The 23,464-nt window shown below is 72.1% G+C and carries 20 protein-coding genes and 1 pseudogene; 13 read left to right on the top strand and 8 right to left on the bottom strand.

From position 1 onward, the window contains the following. Positions 1 to 173 precede the first annotated feature (173 nt). The 4 genes from hisS to DK368_RS21450 all read left to right on the top strand — a co-directional run bounded on the left by hisS (position 174) and on the right by DK368_RS21450 (position 6,387). On the top strand, positions 174 to 1,523 hold the full coding sequence (hisS, locus tag DK368_RS14730) for a histidine--tRNA ligase (RefSeq protein WP_114394723.1): 1,350 nt from the start codon (positions 174 to 176) through the stop codon (positions 1,521 to 1,523). A gap of 235 nt (positions 1,524 to 1,758) precedes the next feature. Then, positions 1,759 to 4,875 carry a transglycosylase domain-containing protein gene (locus DK368_RS14725; protein ID WP_240002514.1) on the top strand — a complete coding sequence of 1,039 codons (3,117 nt, stop codon included), beginning with the start codon at positions 1,759 to 1,761 and terminating at the stop codon, positions 4,873 to 4,875. A 157-nt stretch (positions 4,876 to 5,032) separates the two neighbouring features. Next, the gene (locus DK368_RS14720; RefSeq protein WP_114394721.1) at positions 5,033 to 6,253 is read left to right on the top strand and encodes an MFS transporter; all 1,221 of its coding nucleotides are present in this window, start codon (positions 5,033 to 5,035) and stop codon (positions 6,251 to 6,253) included. Then, positions 6,250 to 6,387, top strand: a complete 138-nt coding sequence (locus DK368_RS21450) for a hypothetical protein (protein WP_155524590.1) — start codon at positions 6,250 to 6,252, stop codon at positions 6,385 to 6,387. Before DK368_RS14720 ends, DK368_RS21450 begins: the two co-directional genes overlap by 4 nt. A 17-nt stretch (positions 6,388 to 6,404) precedes the next feature. On the opposite strand, the gene DK368_RS14715 is transcribed toward DK368_RS21450, so the two are convergent. The 5 genes from DK368_RS14715 to hemC all read right to left on the bottom strand — a co-directional run bounded on the left by DK368_RS14715 (position 6,405) and on the right by hemC (position 12,389). After that, positions 6,405 to 7,406: a cobalamin biosynthesis protein gene (locus DK368_RS14715; RefSeq protein ID WP_114394720.1), complete on the bottom strand. Its 1,002-nt coding sequence runs from the start codon at positions 7,404 to 7,406 to the stop codon at positions 6,405 to 6,407. 137 nt (positions 7,407 to 7,543) lie between these two features. Further along, positions 7,544 to 8,965, bottom strand: a complete 1,422-nt coding sequence (locus DK368_RS14710; RefSeq protein ID WP_114394719.1) for a heme biosynthesis protein HemY — start codon at positions 8,963 to 8,965, stop codon at positions 7,544 to 7,546. Next, positions 8,962 to 10,668 carry a COG4223 family protein gene (locus DK368_RS14705; RefSeq protein WP_114394718.1) on the bottom strand — a complete coding sequence of 569 codons (1,707 nt, stop codon included), beginning with the start codon at positions 10,666 to 10,668 and terminating at the stop codon, positions 8,962 to 8,964. The genes DK368_RS14710 and DK368_RS14705 overlap by 4 nt, the downstream gene beginning before the upstream one ends. A 33-nt stretch (positions 10,669 to 10,701) precedes the next feature. Then, on the bottom strand, positions 10,702 to 11,421 hold the full coding sequence (locus DK368_RS14700; RefSeq protein ID WP_114394717.1) for a uroporphyrinogen-III synthase: 720 nt from the start codon (positions 11,419 to 11,421) through the stop codon (positions 10,702 to 10,704). Further along, entirely contained in the window at positions 11,418 to 12,389 is a 972-nt protein-coding gene (gene hemC / locus DK368_RS14695; protein WP_114394716.1) for a hydroxymethylbilane synthase, read from the bottom strand. Before hemC ends, DK368_RS14700 begins: the two co-directional genes overlap by 4 nt. Before the next feature lie 81 nt (positions 12,390 to 12,470). On the opposite strand from hemC, the gene tsaD reads away from it, so the two are divergent. The 3 genes from tsaD to DK368_RS14680 all read left to right on the top strand — a co-directional run bounded on the left by tsaD (position 12,471) and on the right by DK368_RS14680 (position 15,576). Next, positions 12,471 to 13,541 (top strand): tRNA (adenosine(37)-N6)-threonylcarbamoyltransferase complex transferase subunit TsaD, encoded by a 1,071-nt coding sequence (gene tsaD, locus DK368_RS14690; RefSeq protein ID WP_114394715.1) that lies wholly within the window; start codon positions 12,471 to 12,473, stop codon positions 13,539 to 13,541. Between the two features lie 290 nt (positions 13,542 to 13,831). Then, a complete protein-coding gene (locus DK368_RS14685) occupies positions 13,832 to 14,413 on the top strand; it encodes a DUF4189 domain-containing protein (RefSeq protein ID WP_114394714.1) in 582 nt (193 codons plus the stop codon). A 170-nt stretch (positions 14,414 to 14,583) separates the two neighbouring features. Further along, positions 14,584 to 15,576: an NAD(P)H-dependent glycerol-3-phosphate dehydrogenase gene (locus DK368_RS14680; protein ID WP_114394713.1), complete on the top strand. Its 993-nt coding sequence runs from the start codon at positions 14,584 to 14,586 to the stop codon at positions 15,574 to 15,576. Between the two features lie 375 nt (positions 15,577 to 15,951). Here DK368_RS14680 and DK368_RS22085 read toward each other — a convergent pair whose 3' ends face one another. The 3 genes and pseudogenes from DK368_RS22085 to DK368_RS22080 all read right to left on the bottom strand — a co-directional run bounded on the left by DK368_RS22085 (position 15,952) and on the right by DK368_RS22080 (position 18,148). Beyond that, positions 15,952 to 16,140, bottom strand: coding sequence for a hypothetical protein (locus tag DK368_RS22085; RefSeq protein WP_240002513.1), 189 nt, complete (start codon positions 16,138 to 16,140; stop codon positions 15,952 to 15,954). A 67-nt stretch (positions 16,141 to 16,207) separates the two neighbouring features. Next, positions 16,208 to 16,402, bottom strand: a pseudogene (locus DK368_RS22400) (ATP-dependent Clp protease proteolytic subunit); the annotation flags it as partial. Between the two features lie 273 nt (positions 16,403 to 16,675). Continuing rightward, a complete protein-coding gene (locus tag DK368_RS22080) occupies positions 16,676 to 18,148 on the bottom strand; it encodes a BON domain-containing protein (RefSeq protein ID WP_240002512.1) in 1,473 nt (490 codons plus the stop codon). Between the two features lie 234 nt (positions 18,149 to 18,382). Here DK368_RS22080 and DK368_RS14665 point away from each other — a divergent pair, with 234 nt between their 5' ends. From DK368_RS14665 to DK368_RS14640, 6 genes are all read left to right on the top strand, one after another. Further along, positions 18,383 to 18,667, top strand: coding sequence for a YciI family protein (locus tag DK368_RS14665; RefSeq protein WP_114394711.1), 285 nt, complete (start codon positions 18,383 to 18,385; stop codon positions 18,665 to 18,667). Between the two features lie 32 nt (positions 18,668 to 18,699). Beyond that, positions 18,700 to 19,113, top strand: coding sequence for an EVE domain-containing protein (locus DK368_RS14660; protein WP_114394710.1), 414 nt, complete (start codon positions 18,700 to 18,702; stop codon positions 19,111 to 19,113). After that, positions 19,113 to 19,448: a Rieske (2Fe-2S) protein gene (locus tag DK368_RS14655; protein WP_114394709.1), complete on the top strand. Its 336-nt coding sequence runs from the start codon at positions 19,113 to 19,115 to the stop codon at positions 19,446 to 19,448. The genes DK368_RS14660 and DK368_RS14655 overlap by 1 nt, the downstream gene beginning before the upstream one ends. 80 nt (positions 19,449 to 19,528) lie before the next feature. After that, a complete protein-coding gene (locus tag DK368_RS14650) occupies positions 19,529 to 19,876 on the top strand; it encodes a hypothetical protein (protein ID WP_114394708.1) in 348 nt (115 codons plus the stop codon). Positions 19,877 to 20,011: 135 nt separating this feature from the next. After that, positions 20,012 to 21,745 (top strand): hypothetical protein, encoded by a 1,734-nt coding sequence (locus DK368_RS14645; protein WP_155524589.1) that lies wholly within the window; start codon positions 20,012 to 20,014, stop codon positions 21,743 to 21,745. A gap of 125 nt (positions 21,746 to 21,870) precedes the next feature. Continuing rightward, entirely contained in the window at positions 21,871 to 23,448 is a 1,578-nt protein-coding gene (locus DK368_RS14640) for a peptide ABC transporter substrate-binding protein (protein ID WP_155524588.1), read from the top strand. Positions 23,449 to 23,464 lie beyond the last annotated feature (16 nt).

The raw sequence follows: 23,464 nt of genomic DNA, 5'->3' as shown, positions 1-23,464 counted from the left end.
GGGGCTGGTCTCCGGCTTCGGCCCCCCCTGTCTAGGCGGAATGCAGGCCGGGCTCAACTCCCGGCGATGGGGACGCAGCGGGTGGGCTGGGTCTGGCGCTTTGGCCCGGCAGCGGCTATGAACCGGGAGCCGGGCCGCATGGGGTCCGGAGCCTTTTCGCACGAGCACCGGTCATGGCCCTGATCTCCCCCCGCACCCCGCCCGGCACCATGGAACTGCTGCCGCGGCGCCAGATCGCCTTCCAGCGCATGGTCGACACCATCCGCCGGGGCTATGAGCGCTTCGGCTTCCTGCCGGTGGAAACGCCGGTGTTCGAGGTGGCCGACGTGCTGCTGTCGAAGTCGGGCGGCGAGACGGAGAAGCAGGTCTATTTCGTGCAGTCCACCGGCGCCATCGAGCAGGGCCACAAGCCCGACCTGGCGCTGCGCTTCGACCTGACCGTGCCCACGGCCCGCTATGTGGCCGAGCATGAGCGCGAGTTGGCCTTCCCCTTCCGCCGCTACCAGATCCAGCGCGTCTATCGCGGCGAGCGGGCGCAGAAGGGCCGTTACCGCGAGTTCTACCAGTGCGATATCGACGTGATCGGCAAGGACAGCCTGCCGGTCATCTATGACGCCGAGATGCCGGCGGTGATCTACCACGTCTTCACCGAACTGGCGGTGGGGCCGTTCCGCATCAATTTCAACAACCGCAAGATCCTGCTGGGCATGTTCGAGGCCCTGGGCATCGCCGATCCGGAGGTGCGCATCCTGGTGCTGCGGCAGGTGGACAAGCTGGACAAGCTGAGCCGCGAGCAGGTGCTGGAGCTGCTGACCGGGGAGGGCATCGGCCTGACGGCCGAGGTGGCCGCCCGGGTGCTGGACATGATCGGCTTTGCCGGCCCGGCGGCGGAGACGCTGGCCCATCTGAACCGGCTGGGGCTGGACAACGGGACCTTCCGCACCGGCGTGGCCGAGCTGACCGAGGTGGTGGCGGCCCTGCAGGCCTTCGGCGTGCCGGAGACGCACTGGCGGGTCAATCTGGCCATCGCCCGCGGCCTGGATTACTACACCGGCACCGTCTACGAGACCTTCCTGACCGACCATCCCGGCCTGGGCTCGGTCTGTTCGGGCGGGCGTTACGAGAATCTGGCCGGGCTCTACACCAAGTCGAAACTGCCGGGCGTCGGCATCTCCATCGGCCTGACCCGGCTGTTCTACGCGCTGGAACAGGCCGGCATCGTCAGCGACGGCCCCAGCACGGTGCAGGTGCTGGTGACCCAGTTCGACCCGGACCTCGTCCCGGATTATCTGGCCATCGGGGCCGAACTGCGCGCCGCCGGCATCAACACCGAGATCCAGCTGGAAGCGGCCAAGCCCAAGAAGCAGTTCGCCTATGCCGACAAGGCCGGCATCCGCTACGCCGTCATCATGGGACCGGACGAGAAGGCGCGCGGCGAGGTCACGGTCAAGGACCTGACCGGCGGCGCCCAGCATGCCGTGACGCGCGCGGCGCTGGTCGACTGGTTCAAGCAACAGGGGTGAGGCACCGCCGTGCGGCGGTGCGGTCGGGCCACACCCGGCCCCGACCGGGGGCGTAGTCCGGGCACCACCATTGCGGCTACCCCCTTTGCCCTGCGATAGTGCGGGGACCGGCACGCGGCAGGTGCCTCCGGGAAAGTCGATGTTAACATTAGACGGCTATGCCTCGTCCAGGCGCAGGGCGCCCGCGGACAGAGAGGTACGGCGGAGCATGGGGCGGCCACGGTGGATCAAGGGCATGGCCTGGGGCCTGACCCTGGCGCTCGTTGCCGGCGGCGGCGGTGCCGCCTGGTACGAGATGAAGACCAGCCGGGTGCAGGCGGAGGTGCTAACCCGTCTGGCACGGGACATGACCTATGCGGTCAAGCCCGGACCGAACCCGTTCATCGTCTTTCCCGGCAATGGCCCCTATGACCAGCGTCTGGGCTACAACCGCATTCCCCAGTTCATCGAACGGCTGACGGCGACGGGATACCGGGTCTCGGCCCAGGCCCGGCCCAGCCCGGCCTTCCGCGACTATGTGGTGTTCGGCGGCTTCCCGCCCTATCGCGAGAAGACCAGCGGCGGCCTGACCCTGCATGACCGCAGCGGCGCCGCCCTGTTCGACACCCGCTATCCCCAGCGCACCTACCACGATTTCGCCGCGGTCCCGACGCTGGTGGCGAATACGCTGCTGTTCATCGAAAACCGCGAACTGCTGGATGCCACCTATCCCACCCGCAATCCGGCGGTGGAGTGGGACCGCTTCGCCCTGGCCGTGGCCAATATCCCGCTGAAATTCCTGGATCCGGACAATCCGCGGGCGGGCGGTTCCACCCTGGCGACGCAGATCGAGAAGTACCGGCATTCGCCGGAGGGTCGCACCAGCGACGGTGTCGAGAAGTTGCGGCAGATGATGTCGGCCAGCGTCCGCGCCTATCTCGGCGGTCCGGACACCAGCGTGGCCCGCCATCAGATCCTGGTCGACTATCTGAACTCCACGCCGCTGTCGGCCCGGCCCGGCATCGGCGAGGTCAACGGCATCGGCGATGGGCTGTGGGCCTGGTTCGGTACCGACTTCCACACGGCCAACCGCATCCTGCGCGGACAGCCGCGCACCGAGGAGGATCTGCAACTCCAGGCCGTGGCCTACAAGCAGGTGCTGAGCCTGCTGCTGGCCCAGCGCCGGCCCAGCTATTACCTGGCCCAGAACCGCAAGGATCTGGATGCCTTGGCCAACCAGCATCTGCGGGTGCTGGAGCAGGCCGGCGTCATCAGTCCGGCGCTTGCCGACGCGGCGCAGAACTTCCCGTTGCGGTTCCGGAACGAGCCGCCGGTCCTGCCCGAGCCGAGCTTCATTGAGGCCAAGGCCACCAACGCCATCCGCAGCCGGCTGCTGTCGCTGCTTGGCGTGTCCAGCCTGTACGAGCTGGACCGGCTGGATCTGACGGCCGACAGCACGCTGGACCAGCCGACCCAGGAGCGGGTGACCGCCATGCTGCGGCGGCTGGCCGATCCGGTGCAGGCGCGTGAGCTGGGTCTGGTCGGCGATCGGCTGCTGAACGACGCCGACCCGGCCAAGGTGGTCTATTCGGTGACACTGTACGAGCGCACGCCCACGGCCAATCTGGTCCGGGTGCAGGTGGACACGCTGGACCAGCCTTTGGACCTGAACGAGGGCGCCAAGCTGGATCTGGGGTCCACGGCCAAGCTGCGCACCCTGGCCACCTATCTTGAGATCATCGCCAAGCTGCATGGGCGCCTGCAGGGGCGGCAGCCGTTCGAGCTGTCTGCCATCGCCGCCGACGCCGACGACCGGCTGACGGAATGGGCAGCGCGCACCATGGCGCAACAGCCGGGCATCGACCGTGCCACGCTGCTGGAACTGGCGATGCAGCGGCAATATTCGGCCAATCCCGGCGAGCGCTTCTTCACCGGCGGCGGCATGCACAGTTTCGGCAACTTCGACGACAAGGACGACGGCAAGGTGATGCCGCTGGCGGAGGGCTTCCGCCACTCCGTCAATCTGGTCTTCATCCGGCTGATGCGGGACGTGGTCAACCACTTCATCGCCGAAGGGCCGTCCCGCAAGGACGATGTGCTGGACGATCCCCGGCATCCCGCCCGCAAGACCTATCTGGCCCAGTTCGCCGACAAGGAGGGGCAGGAGTTCCTCAACCGGTTCTGGGGCATCTACAAGGCCATGACGCCGGATCAGGCGCTGGACATGCTGGCCCAGCGCGTGCGCAAGACGCCGGACAAGCTGAGCACGGCCTTCCGTTCGGCCCGGCCCCAGGCCACGGTGACGGAGCTGGGGCAGTTCCTGGCCAGGCATCTGCCAGGCGGGGTGCCCGAGGCGGGCGTGCTGAAGGCCCTGTACGATAAATACGCGCCCGACGCCTGGTCCCTGAACGACCGCGGCTATATCGCCGGTGTGCATCCGCTGGAGCTGTGGCTGGTGGCCTATCTGCAGGACAGCCCCAAGCCCAAGCACAAGGAGATGATGAAAGAAAGCTCCTCCTCCCGGCAGGAGAGCTATGAGTGGCTGTTTACCACCCGACACAAGCGGGCGCAGGACAGCCGCATCGGTATCGTGCTGGAGACCGAAGCGTTCGAGCGCATCCATACGGAATGGAAGCGGCTGGGCTATCCCTTCGACAGCCTGATCCCCAGCTACGCCACCTCCATCGGCAGCTCGGCCGACCGGCCCGGCGCGCTGGCGGACCTGATGGGCATCATCGTCAATGACGGGGTGCGGCTGCCCACAGCGCGCATCACGCGGCTGCACTTCGCCCAGGGCACCCCCTATGAAACCGAGTTCGCGCTGCGCGACGGCGGTGAACCGGGGATGGCGGAACAGGTCATGGACCCGGAGGTGGCCCGCACCCTTCGCCGCCATCTGATGGACATCGTCGAGAACGGCACGGCCCGCCGGGTAAAGGGCGCCTTCACCCTGGCCGACGGCACCCGACTGCCCATCGGCGGCAAGACCGGCACCGGCGACCAGCGCTTCGAGCGCTACGGGCCGGGCGGCGTGGTGCTGGAAAGCCGGGTGGTCAACCGCACCGCCACCTTCGTCTTCTACATCGGTGACCGCTTCTTCGGCGTCATCACCGCCCATGTCCATGGGCCGGAGGCGGCCAAGTACCGCTTCACCTCGGCCCTGCCGTCACAGCTTTTGAAGATCATGGCCCCGGCCTTGCAGCCGCTGATCGATCCGGGGGCGGTGACGGTGCAGCAGCAGCCCGAGCCCCACCCGGCGCCGCTGGTGCGGCCGGCGGCCTTTACCCCCGCGGCCAGCCCTGCCGCCGCGTCCGGCGCAGGGGCGGCAGTCCCGGCGCTGCGGGCGACGACGGTGCCGCCGCCTGTCCGGTGAAGCGGTCCGGCCGCAGTCTGGCGGGCGGTGGTCATGGCAGCCCTTCCCGGCGCCCCCTTTCTCCGGCGCGGCATCCTGCCGCATAGTGGGCAGGCACGCCCCGCCATGGCTGGACCTGATCCCGTCCGGCCCCGGCCGTGACGATGGAGGAGCGCCGATGAATCCGCTTGCCCGCCACAATCCCTGGCTGGTCGTGGCCTGTGGGGCCTTCATCGTCACCCTGGCCATGGGGGTGCGGCAGTCCTTCGGCCTGTTCCTGCAGCCGGTGGGCCAGGATCTCGGCATCGGGCGCGATGCGTTCGGCTTCGCCATCGCTGTGCAGAACCTGCTGTGGGGGCTGGCCCAGCCCTTCGTCGGCGCCCTGGCTGACCGCTACGGGGCCGGGCGCATCACCGCAGCCGGGGCGCTGCTCTATGCCGGCGGGCTGGCTTTGGCCTCTGCGGCGGCCAGCACCCTGGATGTGCAGATCTCCCTGGGCCTGATGGTGGGCGTCGCCCTGTCGGCCACCACCTTCGTCACGGTGCTGGGGGCCGTGGGACGGGTGGTGCCGCCGGCCCGCCGCAGCCTGGCTTTCGGTCTGACCACGGCAGGCGGATCGTTGGGCCAGTTCCTGGTGGTGCCGGGGGCGCAGGGTCTGATCCTGGAACTGGGCTGGCGCTCGGCCCTGCAGGTGCTGGCCGCCGCCGTGGCGGTCATGCTGGTCCTGGGCCTCGGCATCGCCGGGCGTCCTGCGGTGCAGCCCGGCACCGAACCGGAGCAGGGTCTGGGGGCCGCCCTGCGCGAGGCGGCGGGCCATGGCGGATACCGGCTGCTCAATGCCGGGTTCTTCGTCTGCGGTTTCCACCTGGCCTTCATCGGCACGCATCTGCCGGCCTTCCTGACCGACCGCGGGCTCGATCCCCGCATCGGCGCCGTCTGCCTGGCGCTGATCGGCCTGTTCAACATCGCAGGGTCGTACCTGTTCGGCGTCTTCGGCGGGCGCTGGCGCAAGAAGTACCTGCTGAGCGGCATCTATACCGCCCGGGCGCTGACCATCGCCCTGTTCCTGGCCTTTCCGCTGTCGCCCATGACGGCCATGCTGTTCGCCGCCGTCATGGGCTTTCTGTGGCTGGGCACGGTGCCGCTGACCTCGGGTCTGCTGGGCCAGATCTTCGGCGTGCGCTACCTGTCCACGCTCTATGGCATCGTCTTCCTGTCGCACCAGATCGGCAGCTTCTTCGGTGCCTGGATGGCCGGAGTGATCTTCGACCGGACCGGCAGCTACGACTTGATCTGGTGGACCTCCATCGGTCTGGGCCTGTTCGCCGGGCTGGTGCATCTGCCGATCCGCGATGCCACCCTGATCCGCAGTCCCCTGGCCCGGACGGCCGCGGCATGAGGCAAAACCCCGCCTTGCTGGTCTGCGCCTTGGGGATCGCCGCGGCCGCCGCCCTGGTCGGGGCGGGGCTGTGGGCCTGGCAGCGCTGGGGGCTGGCCGTGTGGCTCGATGCCGCCATGGCCTTCTGCCTGTAGGGAGGGCGGGGGGCGGTTCAGGCGGGCAGCAGGGCCAGACGCAGCAGGCCGGCCCCGGCGGCCAGTGCCGCCGTCAGCAGCACGGCCACCACATAGAGCGACCGGGCCGGACGCAGATCGCCGGGCAGGGCACGGGCGCGGCCCCGGCCCAGCCAGGGTTCGGACACCACCAGTTCCCCCTCCCGCCGCGGGCCGGACAGGGACAGGTTCAGCCCGCCGGCCAGGGCGGCCAGGGGCCAGGCCGTGTCGCCCCGGGGATGGCCCGGTGCGGCGGTGACGGCGGTGCGCAGGGCCAGCCAGGCATGGCCTTTCGGCACGAAGGGCGCGGCCAGCGCCAGCAGCAGCGCCGACAGCACGGCCGGCGGCGTGCCCAGCAGCTGCACGGCGCGGCGGGCGGCCCGGCCGAAGCGGGCATGGCGGGGCGTGTCATGGCCGATGACCGTGGCGCAGCCGGCCACGGCGGCCCAGACCAGCACACCCGGCAAGCCCAGCAGCAGATACCAGAAGGCGGGGGCCACGAGGCTGCGGCTGAAGCTGGCTGCCGCCCCCTCCAGCGCCGCGCGCACCACGCCATGCAGGTCCAGGCTCCAGCCCTGGCGGTCGGTCAGCGGCAGCACGGCCGCCCGCCCGGCCTCCAGCCCGCCGCTGTCCAGCGCCTCCTGCACCCGGCCCATGCCGGTCCAGGGCATGCGCACCGTCAGGCAACGCGTCAGCAGCAGCAGTTCCAGCAGCCCGCCGGCCGGCAGGTCACGGGCCAGGATGGTCAGCGCCAGCCCGCCCGCCCCGGCGCCCAGGATCAGGGCCAGCAGCACCAGCGTGCCGCGGGCCTGCCGGACCCCATCGCTGCGGTCGATGCGGTTCAGCCGGCGGTCCAGCTCCACCGTCAGCCGGGCCGCCAGCGCCGTGGGGCCGGGCAGCAGGCGGTCGAGCCAGCGCAGGTCGCCGATGGCGGCGTCCAGCACCAGCGCCACGATCAGCAGCAGGGCGATCTCCGCCCCGCCGGGCAGGGGCAACAGCATGGAAACTCCATCCCGGGGCTACTCCCCAGGGTGTAGCCGGGCGGCCGCCGGATGGGAAGCGGCCCGCGCTGCGGCATGATACGGCCGCCGGGGAGCGCTCCGCCCGAGCCTCAGGCCCGAGCCTCAGGGCCTGAGCCTCAGAGCAGGGGCGCCAGACGCTGATCGGCCGCAGTCGGGGGGCCGGAGGCGTGGGGATCGGCGGAACGGGGGTGGGTGGTGGGCGAAACCAGGGCCGTCGGCCCGTCGTCGCTGCCGGCACCCAGACGGGGCAGGGCGCCGGGCACGGTCCAGTCCAGCGTGTCGAAGCCGCCGCAATGGCGGCAGACCGCGCTCCAGCCCAGAGCGGTGCTGCCGCAGCTGCGGCAGACCCAGGCCGGATCGGGGGCCGCCGTGGCCAGACGGGCCAGGGCATCGCGGTAGGCCGGGCCGTCGCCCTGTTCGGCCTGGGCCAGATCGGCCAGCAGCCGGTGGACGCGGGCCGTGGGGGCCAGGGCCCGCGCCTTTTCCAGATGCATGCGCGACACCCCCCAGAGCCGGGCCTTCAGTGCCGCTTCCCCCAGGGCCAGATGGGCTTCGGCACAGTCCGGCCCCAGGCGCAGCAGCTCTTCCTGGCGCTTCACCAGCGCCAGCGGATCGTCGAGACCGGCCACCGCCCCCCAGGCCCGGGCGAGGTCGGGGTGGGGGCCGGCGCGCCAGGCCTGTTCCAGCACCTTGCCGGCGGCCTTCACATTGCCGGTGCGGGCGCGCAGCATGGCCAGCTGCACCGCGGCCGCAACGCTGGCGGGGTTGAGGTCGTGGGCCTTCTGCGCCCCCTGCAGCGCCTCCTCCAGCCGGCCCTCGGCGGCGTCCTGCCGGCTTTCCTCCACCAGCAGCACGGCGCGGCGGTGGCGGGCCAGATCGGCCGGGATGGCCTTGGCCCGCTGCGCCCGGTCCAGGGCCGCCTCGGCCTCGATCCAGTGGCCGGAGGCGGCTTCCAGCTCCACCAGGGCGACGGCGGGCCATTCGGCCTTGGGCTGGAGCTGCTGGGCCCGGCGGGCATGCTCCAGCGCCTCCACCCGGTCGCCGCGCTTCAGCGCCTGGGTCAGCAGGCCGCGCAGGCCCAGGAACTCGGTCTCCCTGCGCTTCAGCATGGCCTGGAAATATTTGCGGGCCGCCTGATCGTCGCCCTGGAGCTGGGCGGCCTGGGCCGACAGCAGCAGCGTCAGCGGCGGCTCGTTCAGCAGCCCCTCGGCCTGGCGGGCGTAGCGCCGGGCCGCTTCGGCATCCCCGGCGGCCACCGCCACCATGCCCTGGGTCAGGGCGCGATAGCCCTTGTCGCGGCGGTTGGCCCGCCGCCGCCGGCCGAAGGCGCCGGGACCGCTGCGCAGCGCCAGCCACAGCCGGTAGCCCAGGGCCGCGAGCATGGCGATGCCGAGAAGCAGGGCGGCCAGCACGGCCACCCGCATCTCGATCAGCCAGCCCTGCCAGTCGATGGTGACGGTGCCCGGCCGCTGCACCAGCCACACGGCCAGCGCCACCAGAAGACCGACCTTGAGGAAGAACCAGAGGCTCCGGGTCATGGCTGCGCTCCTGTCCCGGGCCGCGCCGGTCCGGAACCGGATTGGGCGCCTGATTGTGCGCCGGACAGACGGGCCAGCGCCAGTTCAGCCAGATGGCGGGCGGCCTGATCGGCGGCCACGCGGGCGCGGGCGTCACGCAGCCAGGGGGCGGCCTTGTCGGCCGCGGGTCCGCCCAGCGCCTCCAGCTCGGCCACAGCCTTGGCCAGATCGCCCTTGTCCATCGCGGCCTCGGCCCGGGCGACGATGGCGTCCACCCCGTCGCCGGCCACCTCGCCGGAGGAGCGGCGCACCGTCACCAGCGCGGAGATGCGGCCCAGAGTCTGCTGGGTCCAGTCGGCATCGCCGCGCAGCCGGTCGGCCTGGATGATCTCCGGCGCCAGGGCCTTGAAGCGGGTGTGCAGGGCCAGCGCCGGCGGCAGGCCGGTTTCGGCCGTGGGGGCCAGCGGAGCCAGCATGCCGTCGAGATCGGCAGCCAGTTCGGGGCCGGCAGTCCCGGCCAGCCCCCGCACGGCCGCCAGCTCCCGGACATAAGCGCGCCCGGCCTCCAGCGCCGCCTGCAGCTGCCCGGCGGCGACCACCAGCGCCTCCCCGGTGCTGGCGCTGCGCTGTCCGGCCTGGACCGTGCCGTTGAGCTGGTCGAGGCGGGCCGTGAGCTCGGTGACGGTCTGGTCCAGCGCCTGCTGGCGCTGGGTCAGGGCGGCCACGCTCTGGGCCCAGCCCTCCACCGCCGTCAGCCGGCCGGCCAGCTGTTCCAGCTGCTGGGCCAGGGCCGAATCGGGGCTGGCGCTGGGGCCGGCCTCCAGCGTGGCCAGACGCTGGCTGAGGCCGGCCATGTCGGCCCGCAGCGAGGCCAGTTCCCCCGCATCCACGGCCGGGGCCGCCGTCTGCGGTCCGGGCACGGTCAGGCTGTTGGCCAGGGCCGTGACCCGGCGTTCGAGATCCGCGACCTTGGCCGGCAGGTCGGTGAGGGCCGCGGGCAGGGCGGGCGCGGCCTGGCCGGGTGACGGGGGCTCGGCCATGGCGGCGCGCAGCACCACCAGCTGCCGTTCCAGATCCTCGGCACGGCCGGCCAGCGCGGCGAAGCGGGGATCGTCCGGAGCCGCCGCAGGGGCCGGCAGGCCGGGAAGGGCGGGCAGTACGCCCGCCCGCATCAGCCCGTAGCCGCCGACACCCAGGGCCGCCAGCGAGACCAGCAGGGCCAGACCGGCCAGGGCGGACCCGCCGCGGCGGGGCGGCGGGGCGGTGTCCCGCGCCGGCCGGCTGTTCCCGCCGGGCGGGGGCAGGGGGCGCGGGCCGCTGTCGGCGGGAGCCGCCGGACCGCCGCGGCCGCCGGCATCGGGGCCTGTGCCATTGGGGCCGGTGGAACCGGTGCTGTCGGGGCCGGTGAGGTCGGGGGCGGGGGGCGGCTGGATGATCTCGGCTTCCACATCGGTGATGGAGGGCGGCTCCGGCGCCAGGGCCGGCGCCAGCTCCGCCGCGGTCAGCGACAGACCGCGGGCCTCGGCCGCGGCCAGGATGGCGGCGCGCTGCTGTTCGGGGATGACGCCGCGCTCCTTCCAGCCGAACACCGTGGTCAGGGGCAGGTGCAGCGCCTCCGCCAGCACGCGGACGCCGCCGAAGCGGGCGATCACGGCGTCGGCCGGCCGGGGCGCCGGGCTGTCGTCGCCGGGCGCCGGAGCGGTGCTGTCGTCCTGGGCCGCCATGGATTCTCTCTCCTCCCCCTCGGGCGTCTTCGATCAGGTCCCGGCTGCCGGGGGCAGCAGGGCCAGCAGGGCCGTCTGATCCGGCCGCTGCGCCGTCCGCACGGACCGCCAGGGCAGGGCTGTCGCCGCGTCGGCCACGGCCGGGCTGAGACAGCAGGCGGTGACGGTGCGGCAGCTGTCCCCGAGGCCGGCAGCCTGGGCAAGGCTAACAAACAGCCTTGCGCTGCGGGGAGAGAAAAACAGCGCAGCCACGACACCGCCCCGGCGCAGGGCGGTGTCCGCCTCTGCCGGCAGGGCCGGGACGGCTTCGGCCGCATAGCCGATGACGCGGCGGACCGGCAGGCCGGCGGGCGCCAGCAGCAGGCCGAGATCGGCCGCCTGCTCCCGCCCGCCCAGATGCAGCACGGCGCCGGCGGCGGGGTCGAGGGTGCCGGCCAGCAGGGCGGCCAGACCGCGCGCATCGCCGTCGGCGGTGTGGATGGTCCGGAAGCCGGCCGTCGCCGCCTCCCGCGCCGTGCGCCCGCCCACGGCGAAGAGGGGCAGGTCGCGCCGGCCCGTGCGCCCGGCCAGGGCGCGCACGCCGTTGACGCTGGTCACGGCCAGCGCCTGCACCCCGGCCAGATCCAGCGCCGGTCCCGGCAGGGGCCGGATCTCCAGCAGCGGCGCCAGGACGGGGTGATGGCCGAGGGAACGCAGGGCGGCAGCGGTTTCCGCCGCCTCGGCCCGCGGGCGGGTGACCAGGACCGCCGTCACACCACCGGCCCGCCGGCCGCCCCGCCCTGCAGCGGATCGGCGCGGAAGAAGTCCGCGGGCAGGCGGGATTTCAGCTCCTGCCCGGCATCGGCGCCCAGGGCGGCGGCCTCCGCCCGGCTGCCGGCGCGCGTGGTGGTGAACCATTGCGAGCCGTCGGGGCGGATGACTAGGGCCGACAGCGACAGCCGGTCGTCGGGATCGATCCGGGCCAGGGCGGCGATGGGGGTGCGGCAGGACCCGTCCAGCGCCGCCAGCACGCCGCGCTCGGCCGTCACCCGGTCCCAGGTGACGGCACAGTTCAGGGCGCGGATATAGGCGTTGGTGCGGTCGTCCCCGGCCCGCGTCTCGATGCCGATGGCGCCCTGGGCCACGGCCGGCAGCATGTCCTTGGGGTCGATGGCGGCGGTGATGCGGTCGGCCAGACCCAGACGCTTCAGCCCGGCCATGGCCAGCAGCGTGGCATCCACCAGACCCTCGTCCATCTTGGTCAGGCGCGTCTGCACATTGCCGCGCAGCGGGACGATGCGCAGATCCGGACGGCGGGCCAGGATCTGGGCCTGGCGGCGCAGGCTGGCGGTGCCGACGACGCTGCCGGACGGCAGGGCGTCGATGCCGCAGCCCTGGCGGCAGAACCAGGCGTCGCGCGGGTCCTCCCGCGGCAGCATGGCCGTCAGCTGCAGCCCGTCGGGCAGCCAGGTCGGCACGTCCTTCATGCTGTGGACGGCCAGATCGACCCGGCCCTCCAGCATGGCGTCCTCGATCTCCTTGGTGAAGAGACCCTTGCCGCCCGCTTCCATCAGCGTGCGGTCGAGGATGCGGTCGCCGGTGGTCTTGATGACCACGATCTCGATGGCGCCCGCTTCCGCCAGGTCCGGGAAGGCGGCGGCCAGACGGTCGCGGGTCTCATGGGCCTGTGCCAGCGCCAGGGGGCTGCCACGGGTGCCGATGCGGAGGAGTGCGCTGCTCATGCCCGCCTCAATAATCCCGAATGGCTCCGCAGGGAAGTGCGCCTTGCACACTGGCGCGCATCTCCCTAGCTTCCCGGCATCATGATTGTGCTTGGAATCGAGACCAGCTGCGACGAGACGGCGGCGGCCCTGGTGGAGGCCGACGGCGATTCGCCGTCCGGCCGCATCCTGTCGAACGTGGTGCTGAGCCAGCTGGACGACCACGCCCCCTATGGCGGCGTGGTGCCGGAGATCGCCGCCCGCGCCCATCTTCACCATCTGGACCGGCTGGTGCGTCAGGCCCTGGCCGAGGCGGGGCTGGGGCTGGACCGGGTGGACGGCGTGGCCGCCACCGCCGGGCCGGGGCTGATCGGCGGCGTCATGGTCGGGGTGATGACGGCCAAGGCCATCTGCGCCGTGCGCGGCCTGCCCTTCGCCGCCGTCAACCATCTGGAGGGCCACGCGCTGACGGCCCGGCTGACCCATGGGGTGCCGTTCCCGTTCCTGCTGCTGCTGGTCAGCGGCGGCCATTGCCAGCTGCTGGCGGTGGAGGGGGTGGGGCGCTACCGGCGTCTGGGCACCACCATCGACGACGCCGTGGGCGAGGCCTTCGACAAGTCGGCCAAGCTGCTGGGGCTGGGCTATCCCGGCGGGCCGCTGATGGAGAAGGCGGCGCGCAGCGCCGCCGACCCCGACCGCTTCGATCTGCCGGTGCCGATGAAGGGCCGGCCGGGCTTCGATTTCAGCTTCTCCGGCCTGAAGACGGCGGTGCGCCGCCATGCCGAGGCGCTGGGCAGCCCCACGGACCGGGATGTGGCCGATCTGGCCGCCAGTTTCCACCGGGCCGTGGGTGACAGTCTGGTCGACCGCTGCGACCGGGCCATCAAGGCCTTCCGCGCCGACCATCCCCAGGGCCGTACCCTGGTGGTGGCCGGCGGCGTGGCCGCCAACCAGATGCTGCGCGGCCGGCTGCAGGCGCTGTGCGCCAAGCGCGGCTTCGACTTCGTGGCCCCGCCCCATGCCCTGTGCACCGACAATGGCGCCATGATCGCCTGGGCCGGGCTGGAGCGGCTGCGCCTGGGCCTGCGCGACGGGCTGGATTTCGCGCCCCGCCCGCGCTGGCCCCTGGACCCCCAGGCCAAGGCCGCGCCCTTCGCCGGGGCCAAGGCCTGATCCCCGCGCGTCCGGCACCTTGGCTGTGCACCGCCGGGTGCGGGGCGGCGGGCCGGGAAACAGACCAGAGCGGGATTGTGTGAGGATCCGGGCGGAAATCGGGCGGGATTGCCCGATTCTGCCCTTGCCGTTCCTTTGTTCCGCCATCCCGGAACAAGGCCGTTCTCTTGCCGTTGTCTTGGCGAAACGGGAACGGACGGCGCAGGCCCCCGGCCGATGCTGTGCCGTTCCTTCACCCACGATCCCTGCCGCCCCCTCCGCGGCGGGGGCGCCGAGGACGGAGAGATTTCATGCGCAGCAGCAAAGCCCTTCTGGCCGCCGCCTGTCTGGCGGCCCTGCCGGGTCTGGCCCAGGCGCAGACGGCTGGATCGCCGGCGGTGTCCGGCGACGAGATCGCGGCCGCTATCGAGAAGATGAGCCCCGCGGGCCGCGAGGCCTATGCCGTCTATGACAAGCTGGGGGCGCCGAAGGCCTTCGCCATGGCCGAGGACGGCGCCATCGGTTACAGCGCCGGCCGCGGCGACCCGGCCCAGATGCGGGCCGAGGCCCTGGCCCGCTGCACGGCGCAGGCCACCAGCCCCTGCCGGATCATCGCCGAGAACGGGGAGACGCTGGTCGGCGACCGCCGGGCCGATGAGGCCCTGGACACGCTGAAGCGGCGCTACAGCGACTCCAGCGATCTGCGCGGCGAGGTCATCGCCGACTATGAGAAGGCCGAAGGGGCCAAGGCCCTGGCCCTGTCGCCGGACGGCGCCTATGGCTGGACGGTGCAGGCCACGCTGGACGAGGCCCGGACCGAGGCGCTGCGCCAGTGCCAGGCCTGGGGCAGCGACTGCGCCCTTCAGGACAGCGCCACGGCCAGTGCGGAGTAGGGACCGCACGCGGAAAGGACAGCAGTCCTGACCGCCGTGCCCGGCCGGGGCGAAGACGGGGCCATCGGCGCGAGCCGGTGGCCCTGTCCGCAGCGGGAGCGCTGTTGCATCCGGGCCGGGCGGCGCGTTAAGCCTTGCCGCACTCAAGATGTCCGGTAGGGGGAACAGCCATGCGGCGGATCGGCGTGATCGGGGCGGGCGCCTGGGGAACGGCGCTGGCCATGGCGGCGGCACGGGCTGGCGGCGCGGTGGTGGTGCAGGCGCGCGAGCCCGAGGTGGTGGCCAGCATCAACGCCAGCCATGAGAACAGCCTGTTCCTGCCCGGCGTGCCGCTGGACCCGGCCATCCGCGCCACCGCCGATCTGGCCGAGGCCGCCGCCGCCGAGGCGCTGCTGCTGGTGACCCCGGCCCAGCATCTGCGCGCCGCCTGCCGGTCGCTGGCGCCGCATCTGGCCCCGCAGGTGCCGGTGGTCATCTGTGCCAAGGGCATCGAGCTGGACACGGGCTGCCTGATGAGCGAGGCCGCCGCGGCGGAGCTGGGCGACCATCCCGTGGCCGTGCTGTCCGGCCCCACCTTCGCCGCCGAGGTGGCCCGGGGGCTGCCCACGGCGGTGACGCTGGCCATCCGCGACCAGATTCTGGGCCGGCGCCTGCTGGAGGCCATCGGCGGCCGGACCTTCCGCCCCTACCTGTCCGACGATCTGGTGGGGGCGCAGGTGGGCGGCGCCGTCAAGAATGTGCTGGCCATCGCCTGCGGCATCGTCGAGGGGCGCCGGCTGGGCGACAATGCCCGCGCCGCCCTGATCACCCGCGGCCTGGCCGAGATCACCCGGCTGGCCCTGCGCCTGGGTGCGCGCGCCGAAACGCTGATGGGCCTGTCCGGCCTGGGCGACCTGACGCTGACCTGTTCCAGCCTGCAATCGCGCAACATGAGCCTGGGCGCCGCCCTGGGCCAGGGCCGGACCCTGACCGAGGTGCTGGGCGAACGCCGCAGCGTGGCCGAAGGCGTCTATACCGCCCGCGCCGTCACCGATCTGGCGGCCCGGCTGGGCGTGGACATGCCCCTGTGCCAGGCCGTGGACGCCATCCTCAACCGCGGGGCCGACCTGGATGCCGTCATCGAAGCCCTGCTGACGCGGCCGTTCAAGGTCGAGGCGGTCTGAGCGCCGCCCGGCGGCTTCAAGGTGACAGGCGCCGGCCCGGCCAAAGGCGACGGAAACGCAACGCAAACGCGACGCCAAGGCGACCATAAAGCGACAAAGGTGACGTTAAGGCGACGTCGCCGGGCATGCCGGTTAACATGGAAGTTGTTGATTTCATTGGCTTAATCCGCCTTAAGGTGACAAAGGCGACGCAACAGGCCTGAACTGCACCCCGCCTGTGAGACAGTCACCGATGTGACCGCCGCCCCCCCTTTGCTTCCGCATCTTCACCATGGACAAGAGCCGCGCACCGACCGGTGCGTGCCGGCAGTGTAGGGCAGAATAGGAATTTTGTCCAATGCGGCCAGCCGGCTGGCGATCCGTGGGCTGCCGTGGTCAGACCTGCCACCAGCGGCCCTGGCGGGGGATGCTGAAGCTGCCACGGTCGGTGGCCAGACCCAGTTCCCAGGCCTCGGCCCCGGACAGGATGGTGCTGTTGGCCCGCAACTGGCGCACGCGCAGTTCCGGCAGGCCGGTGCGGACGGCGGTGATGGCGTTCATAGCTGGAGACGCAGGCGAAGGCATCGGCCACCTGGCTGTGGGCGGTGTCATTGCCACCGGCGAAGGTCCAGGTCACGCCATGGAACAGGAAGCTGCTCCAGGGGTCGGCATGGCGGGTGTCGCCCAGCAGATAGGGCAGGATGGCCACGCTGTCGACGCAGCCGATATTGTAGGTGGTGAAGCGCAGGGGCAGGGCGCGCAGCTGGTTATAGGCCGACAACCCGGCGATGATGCTGCCGCCGCCGCTGCCGATGGCGAGATGGATATGCTCCACACCCTCGCCCATCAGGCTCTGGCATGCCCCCAGCAGCGCGGCCGCCGTGTCCACGGTCAGCGGCCGGATGAAGCTGACCCAGGCCTCGGCCTGCGGCTCCGCGCGTATGGTCGGGGACGGGAGGGGGCGGGCCTGGGCGCTGGGGGTCACGGGAAGACGGGTCCTCGGCTGGAGCGACCCCATCACTTCGCAATCGAAATGGTTAAGTGCTGGTGTAGGGCTGGAAAAAAGGCGGGGGTGCCGGCCGGCACCCCCCTTGCGTCCCCCGTCCGCCTGTCCGGACGGTCACGGCTTGTCGCTGCCGGACCCGCTGCTGCCAGCCCCGCCGCTGCCGACGCCACTGCTGCCGACGCCACTGCTGCCGGTCCCGCCGCCGATATCGGAGCGGCTGGAGGCGGCGCCGCCGATCTGGGTGCTGCGGCCGGCGGCCCCGGCATTGCTGCCGGAGGCGGTGTCGCCCGGCCGCACCTGATCGCTGTTGCCGCTGCCGCTGGCGAAGGTGACGGCGCCGGTGCCGCCGGTGCTGGTGTCGGGCCGGGTGCTGGTGGACTGGAAGCCGCTGCCCCGGTCGCCGCTTGCCCGGTCGCTGCTGTTCAGGGCGCCGCTGGTGGCGGTGCTGCCGCCGCCCGCCAGGGTCCCGGCCATGGTGCCGGCCATGCTGCCGGTACTGGCGAACCCGCCGCCGATGCTGCCATAGCTGCCGGCGGACCCGGACAGGCCGCCCTGGCGCTGGTCCTGGACCCGCAGATTGTTCTGCACATGGCGGATGCCGGAGACGTCGTCGGCGATATCTTCGGCCCGGCGCTTGTCGTGGCGGCTTCTGACCGTGCCGGTCAGCGTGGCCTCGCCATTGCTGACGGCGACCTCGATATCGCTGGCATCGAGATAGGGGTCGGCGGTCAGCCGGTCGTTGATGTCCTCCTGGATGCGGCTGTCGGAGCGCTGATAGTTGCGCGGCCCGCGGCCGACATGATGCTGGGCGCCGCTGTCCCCCTGGCGGGCGTCGCGTTCGCGCCGCTGTTCTGCGGGTTCGCTGCCGAACCAGCTGGCGATCTCGTCGCCGGCGCGGGAGAAGAAGCCGCGGTCGTCATCGCCGCGGCCCGGGCCGCCGCGGTCGTAGCTGCCGCCGGAGGCGGTGCGGTAAGCCGAGGAACTGTAGCCCTGGCCGTAATCCTGGCCCATGGCGCCGCCATAGCCATAACCGCTTTCACGGTTGCCGCCGCGGGCGCCAGAGCTGCCCTCGTCATAGCGGCCGCCGAAGCCGCCGATATCATAGTCGCGCCGGCCGCGGTCATCGTCGAAGTTGCCCCCATGGCCGCGGCGGCCGCCGGTGTCCTGTCCGGGGTGCCCGCGGTAGCCGCTCCAGCCCGGATCGCGGTCGCCGGTGAAGCGGCGCATATCGTCCTGCATGCCCCCGGCATAATCGGTCCGGCCATAGTCGCGGCCGCCGCGCCTGCCATAGCCCTGGTCGCGGCGGCCATGATCCCGCCACCCCTGATCCTGGCGGCCCTCATTCTGCCGCTCCTCGTCGCGGAAGCGGGCCGGGGGATAGGCGTCCCCGCCATAGTCGCGGCTGCCGTAAAAATCCAGGCTGCCGTAATCACCGCCGCCGAACTCGCGCCGGAACTCGCCGCCATAGCCGCCGCGGCGGTAGCGGTCCTCGTCCGTCCGGCCCCGCTCCGTGCGGTCCCGGTCCATGCGGCTCCGGTCGGTCTGGCGGTCGTCATGACCGCGGTAGCGGTCGTCGTAATCGGCCATGGATGTGCGCTCCTCGAGCCTCGGTTGGATCTCTTGGCCGGTCCTGCCGGCGCAGGGACAACAGCCGGAGCGCCCCGGCATTGCATGGGCACCACGCCGGCATCACCGGCGGCCGGGTTTCCGCCTTTATGCTTTCGCGGCAACGCGATAGTGTCGGCGGCCAGAGAAGATGCCGCCCAAGCCCGGGCCAGACCCTGGGCAAAACCCGAGCCAAAACCGAGGAGGACTGGAGCAATGGCCTTCGTGCTGGAATGCCTGGACAAGCCCGGCGCCCTTGACATCCGCCTGGCCAACCGGCCGGCGCACCTGGCCTATCTGGAGGCCCGGCTGGACACCCTCATCGTCGCCGGCCCGCTGCTGGCCGATGACGGCAAGACCCCGGTCGGCAGCCTGCTGATCCTGGATCTGGAGACGCGGGCCGAGGCCGAGGCCTTCGCCGCCGCCGATCCCTATGCCCAGGCCGGGCTGTTCGAGCGCGTCAGCATCCGCGCCTATCGCAAGGTCTTCCCCCAGGCCTGATCCCCTTCCCGTCCGAGAATGAGCATCCGTCCATGGCCTACTGGCTGGTGAAGTCCGAACCGTTCAAATATTCCTGGGACCGTTTCGTGGCCGATGGCCGCACGCATTGGGACGGCGTGCGCAACCATCAGGCGGCCAACAACCTGAAGGCCATGCGCGTGGGCGACCGCGCCTTCTTCTACCATTCCAATGAGGGGCTGGAGATCGTGGGCGTGGCCGCGGTGGTGCGGGAGGCCTATCCCGACCCCTCCGACGAGAGCGGCCGGTTCGTCATGGTCGATCTGGCGCCGGTGCTGCCGGTGCAGCGCCCGGTGACGCTGAAGCAGATGAAGGAGGACCCGCTGCTGGCGCAGATGCAGCTGGTCAAGCAGTCGCGCCTGTCGGTCTGCGGCGTCAGCGACGAGCAATGGCGCCATGTCTGCACCCTGGCCGGGATCGACGCCTGATGGCCGAGATCCTCTGCCGGCTGGAGGAGATCCCCGACGGGCAGGCCCGGGGCTTCGTCCTGGATCGGGGGGAGCGCACGCTGCGGCTGCTGGTGGCCCGGCGCGGCGGCGACGCCTTCGGCTACCAGAATGTCTGCCCCCATGCCGGCATCCCGCTGGACTGGAACCATGACGATTTCATGAGCCTGGACGGCCGGCATCTGCAATGCGCCACCCATGGCGCCCAGTTCCGGGTGGAGGACGGCTTCTGCATCGTCGGTCCCTGTCAGGGCCGCAGCCTGCGCCCGGCCCCGGTGCGGATCGAGGCCGACGGCACCGTGGTGCTGGCGGAATAGGGGCATCGGTCCGGGGATCGTGCGCGGGGCCGGGACCCCGGACCCGCCGTGGCTGTTGCGGAGGACAGGAGGTCCCGTCCATGCGCCGTGCCCCGCTTGCCCTGTTGCTGTTGCTGCCTCTGCTGGGGCCTTGCGGGGCGCCGGCCGCCGCTGCATTGGACGCCGCTGCACCGGCCACTGCTGTATCGGTCGAGGCGGGACCTCGGGTCCTGCCCGGCCGCAGCGATGATCCGGTCCTGGCCATCGACCGCCGCCGGCTCGCGTTGCAGCGGGAGCGGTTGCAGCGGGACGAGCGGGCGCTTCCCGACGGGCAGGCGGCGCCCCGGCGCGAGAGCGAGCGGCGGGAGCTGGAGCTGTCCCGGCGCCGTCTGTGGCTGGAGGAGCAGCGCCGAGAGCTGGACCGGCCGGCCCGTGGCGCGCCGCCCTGACCCCGGCCCTGGCGCCGTCCCGTTTTTGTCCTTGCTTGATCCGTCTTTTGTCACAATTCCACCCTGGGGCCGACACGCGCCGGGGTTGTGCTGGAGGCAGGTGGAATTCCCCACCTTTTCGCCTCCGAGGTTCCCATGTCCGCCGTTCGTCGTTTGGCGCCCCTTGTGCTCCCCCTGGTGGTGGCTGGCTGCGCGGATTTCTGTCAGGGATTGGCGACCGGGCCGACCAACCCGACCTACAGTTCCAGCAGCTATGGTTCCGGAAGTTATGGGTCCGGCAGCTACAGCTCGTCTTACGGATCGTCGTCCTATTCCAGCTGGAATGCGCCGCAGCTGGATTACAGCTACAATGGCCGCTGCGATGATTCGCGCTATGAAACCTCCAATGGCGGCAATGCCAAGAAGGGGACGGACGAATTCGACTGTCTTCTCTATGGCGGTGGCCTGCGTCCGAAATACACCAAGAACGATGGTCCGCTGGCCCGCAATGGCGTCTGCGATGACCCGACCTTCGTCTACACCTCGGGCCGGGGGAAGCCGGGCGAGGACAAGTTCGACTGCACCCGTCTGGGTGGCGGACTGAAGGCTTTCTTCAGCCCGGGCTATGGGGGCGGGCCGCAGAAGCCGCCGGCCCCGACGCCGAACCCGCCGATCCCCATCGTCCGGCCGACCCCGGACACGCCGAAGCCGCCGCTGCCCGGCCCCGGGCCGGTTCCGCCGCAGCCGGGTCCCGGCACGCCGCCGCCGGCCCCGGGCACGGGGCCGCAGCCGACCCCGCCGTCGGGTGGTCCGCCGACCACGACGCCGGTGCCGGGCCCTGGGCCGGTGGTACCGCCCACGACCGGGACGCCGACGGAGCCGCCGCATCCCGGTCCCGCACCCGACACGCCGGTGACCGACACGCCGGTGACGCCGCCGGCGGCGGAGCATCCCGGTCCCCTGCCGCCGCAAGGCAAGCCGGAGCCGGTGACGCCGCCATCGGCGGAGCAGCCGAAGCCCGGTCCTGCCCCGGTGACGCCGCCTGCGACCGACAAGCCGGTGACGCCGCCATCGGCGGAGCAGCCGAAGCCCGGTCCTGCCCCGGTGACGCCGCCGGCGACCGATAAGCCGGTGACGCCGCCATCGGCGGAGCAGCCGAAGCCCGGTCCTGCCCCGGTGACACCGCCGGCGACCGACAAGCCGGTGACACCGCCATCGGCGGAGCAGCCGAAGCCCGGTCCTGCCCCGGTGACGCCGCCGGCGACCGATAAGCCGGTGACGCCGCCGTCGGCGGAGCAGCCCACCCCGGCACCCCAGCCGACGCCGCCGGCCGAACAGCCCAAGCCTGTCCAGCCGCCGGTTGCCGAGACGCCGGCCCAGCCCGCGCCCGAGCCGGAGAAGCCGAGCCGGCCGACGCCGGAACGGTTGCCGCCGCGTGCCGCGCCCGATCTGGTGAAGCCTGAGCCGGAGAAGCCGGCCAGCGTGGACCATCAGGCCGAACAGCGGGCGGCTGCCGAACGGGCCGAGGCCGAGCGTCAGCAGGCGGCGCAGCGTGAGCAGGCGCAGCGCGCGGAGTCGGAGGCGCGGGCGCGGTCTGAGTCGGAGGCCCGTGCCCGGGCCGAGGCCGAGCGTCAGCAGGCGGCGCAGCGCGAGCAGGCCCAGCGTGCGGAGTCGGAGGCGCGGGCGCGGTCTGAGTCGGAGGCCCGCGCCCGGGCCGAGGCCGAGCGCCAGCAGGCGGCGCAGCGCGAGCAGGCGCAGCGTGCAGAGTCGGAGGCGCGGGCCCGTGCGGAGTCGGAGGCCCGCGCCCGGGCCGAGGCCGAGCGCCGGCAGGCCCCCAAGGAGGCGGTGTCGCAGCGGCCTGACCGTCCGATGCAGCAGGACTCCCAGTAGGATCGACCGTAATCGGCAATGATGTGGCGGGCGCTCTCCGGCGCCCGCCATTTTCTTTCCAAAACAATCGACAGCCGGCCGGCGCGAGGGCACCCTGGCTCCGGTGGATGCGGAGGAGAAACAGGGTGCGGGTACAGAGACTTACCGTGGCGCTGCTGGTGGCCCTGTGGTCGATGCTGGCCGGGGGTGCCCGGGCCGAGATGGTGCTGAACCTGGGGCTTGGCCCGGAAGTGGACAGTCTCGACCCGCACCGCTCGACCACCATCGTGGCCGGGGCCGTGCTGCTGGAGTTGTGGGAGGGGCTGACCAGCTTCGATGCCGCGGGGCGGACCAGTCCCGGCGTGGCCGCCCGGTGGGACACCTCTGAAGACGGTCTGGTCTGGACCTTCACGCTGCGCCCCGACGCCCGCTGGTCCGACGGGTCGGCGGTGACGGCCGAGGATTTCGTAGCCGGCTGGCGGCGGGCGGTGACGCCGGCCACGGGGCTGGCGCTGCCGGAGTGGGTGTCCCCGCTGAAGAATGCCGAGGCCATCCTGGCCGGCCGGGCCGCGCCGGAGACGCTGGGCGTCCGGGCCGACGGGCCGCAGCGTCTGGTGGTGACGCTGGAGCATCCCAAGCCGGATTTCCTGATCTATACTGCCTATTGGCCGCTGTTCCCGCTGCACCGCCCCTCGCTGGAGCGGGAGGGAAGCCGCTTCGTCCAGCCGGGCCGGCTGGTCGGCAACGGCCCGTTCCAACTGGCCGAGCAGGTGCCGCAGAGCCATCTGCGTCTGGTGCGCAATCCCCATTTCCACGATGCGGCGGCGGTGAAGCCCGACGCCGTGGTCTTCCACGTCACCGAGGACCAGCAGACCGAGATGAAGCGCTTCCGCGCCGGCGACCTGCAGGTGACGCGGGCCATTCCGCCCAGCCAGCTCGACTGGGCCAAGGCCAACCTGCCGGAGTCGGTGCATCTGGCCTATCAGATCTCCACCTTCATGCTGATGCCGAACCTGAAGACTGCGCCGCTGGGCACCCATGTGGAGGTGCGGCGGGCGCTGTCCCTGGCCATCGACCGCGAGGCGCTGGTGGCCAAGGTCACGCGCGGCGGCGAAGTGCCGGCCTATACGCTGACGCCGCCGGCCATCGACGGCTATGCCCCGCCGCCGCCCGACTGGGCCGCCTGGCCGCAGGCGCGCCGCGACGAGGAGGCTCGCCGGCTGCTGGCCGCCGCCGGCTTCGGCACGGACCGGCCGCTGGAGGTGGAACTGCTTTACAACACCAGCGAGGTCTACCGGCAGGTGGCCGTGGCCCTGGCCGCCCTGTGGCAGTCGAAGCTGGGCGTGCGCACCACCCTGGTCAACCAGGAGTTCAAGGTGGTGGTGCGGCGCATCCGGGAACAGGACTGGCCGGGGCTGGTGCGCATCAGCTGGGCGGTGCCGCTGACCAGCGAATATCTCAACCTGCTGCGCAGCCGCAGCCGGCTGGGGCCGGGCTATGCCGACGCGGCCTTCGACGCGCTGATGGCCGACGCCGACGCGGCGCCGACGCTGGAGCGCTTCCATGCCGCTCTGGCCCGGGCCGAGGCCCACGCCAACGACGCGGTGCCGGTGATCCCCATCCTGCACCAGACATCGCGCCGGCTGGTGTCGCCCCGTGTGCAGGGATGGGTGGACAACCCGCTGGATGTGCATCCGGCCCGCTATCTGTCCCTGGCGCCGTAGCGCCCGCACCGGGGTC

Source organism: Oleisolibacter albus (genome assembly GCF_003336875.1).
GTDB classification, from domain to species: domain Bacteria; phylum Pseudomonadota; class Alphaproteobacteria; order Azospirillales; family Azospirillaceae; genus Niveispirillum; species Niveispirillum album.
Note: the sequence above shows the minus strand (reverse complement) of the source record. Positions and strands in the feature narration are given on the sequence as shown.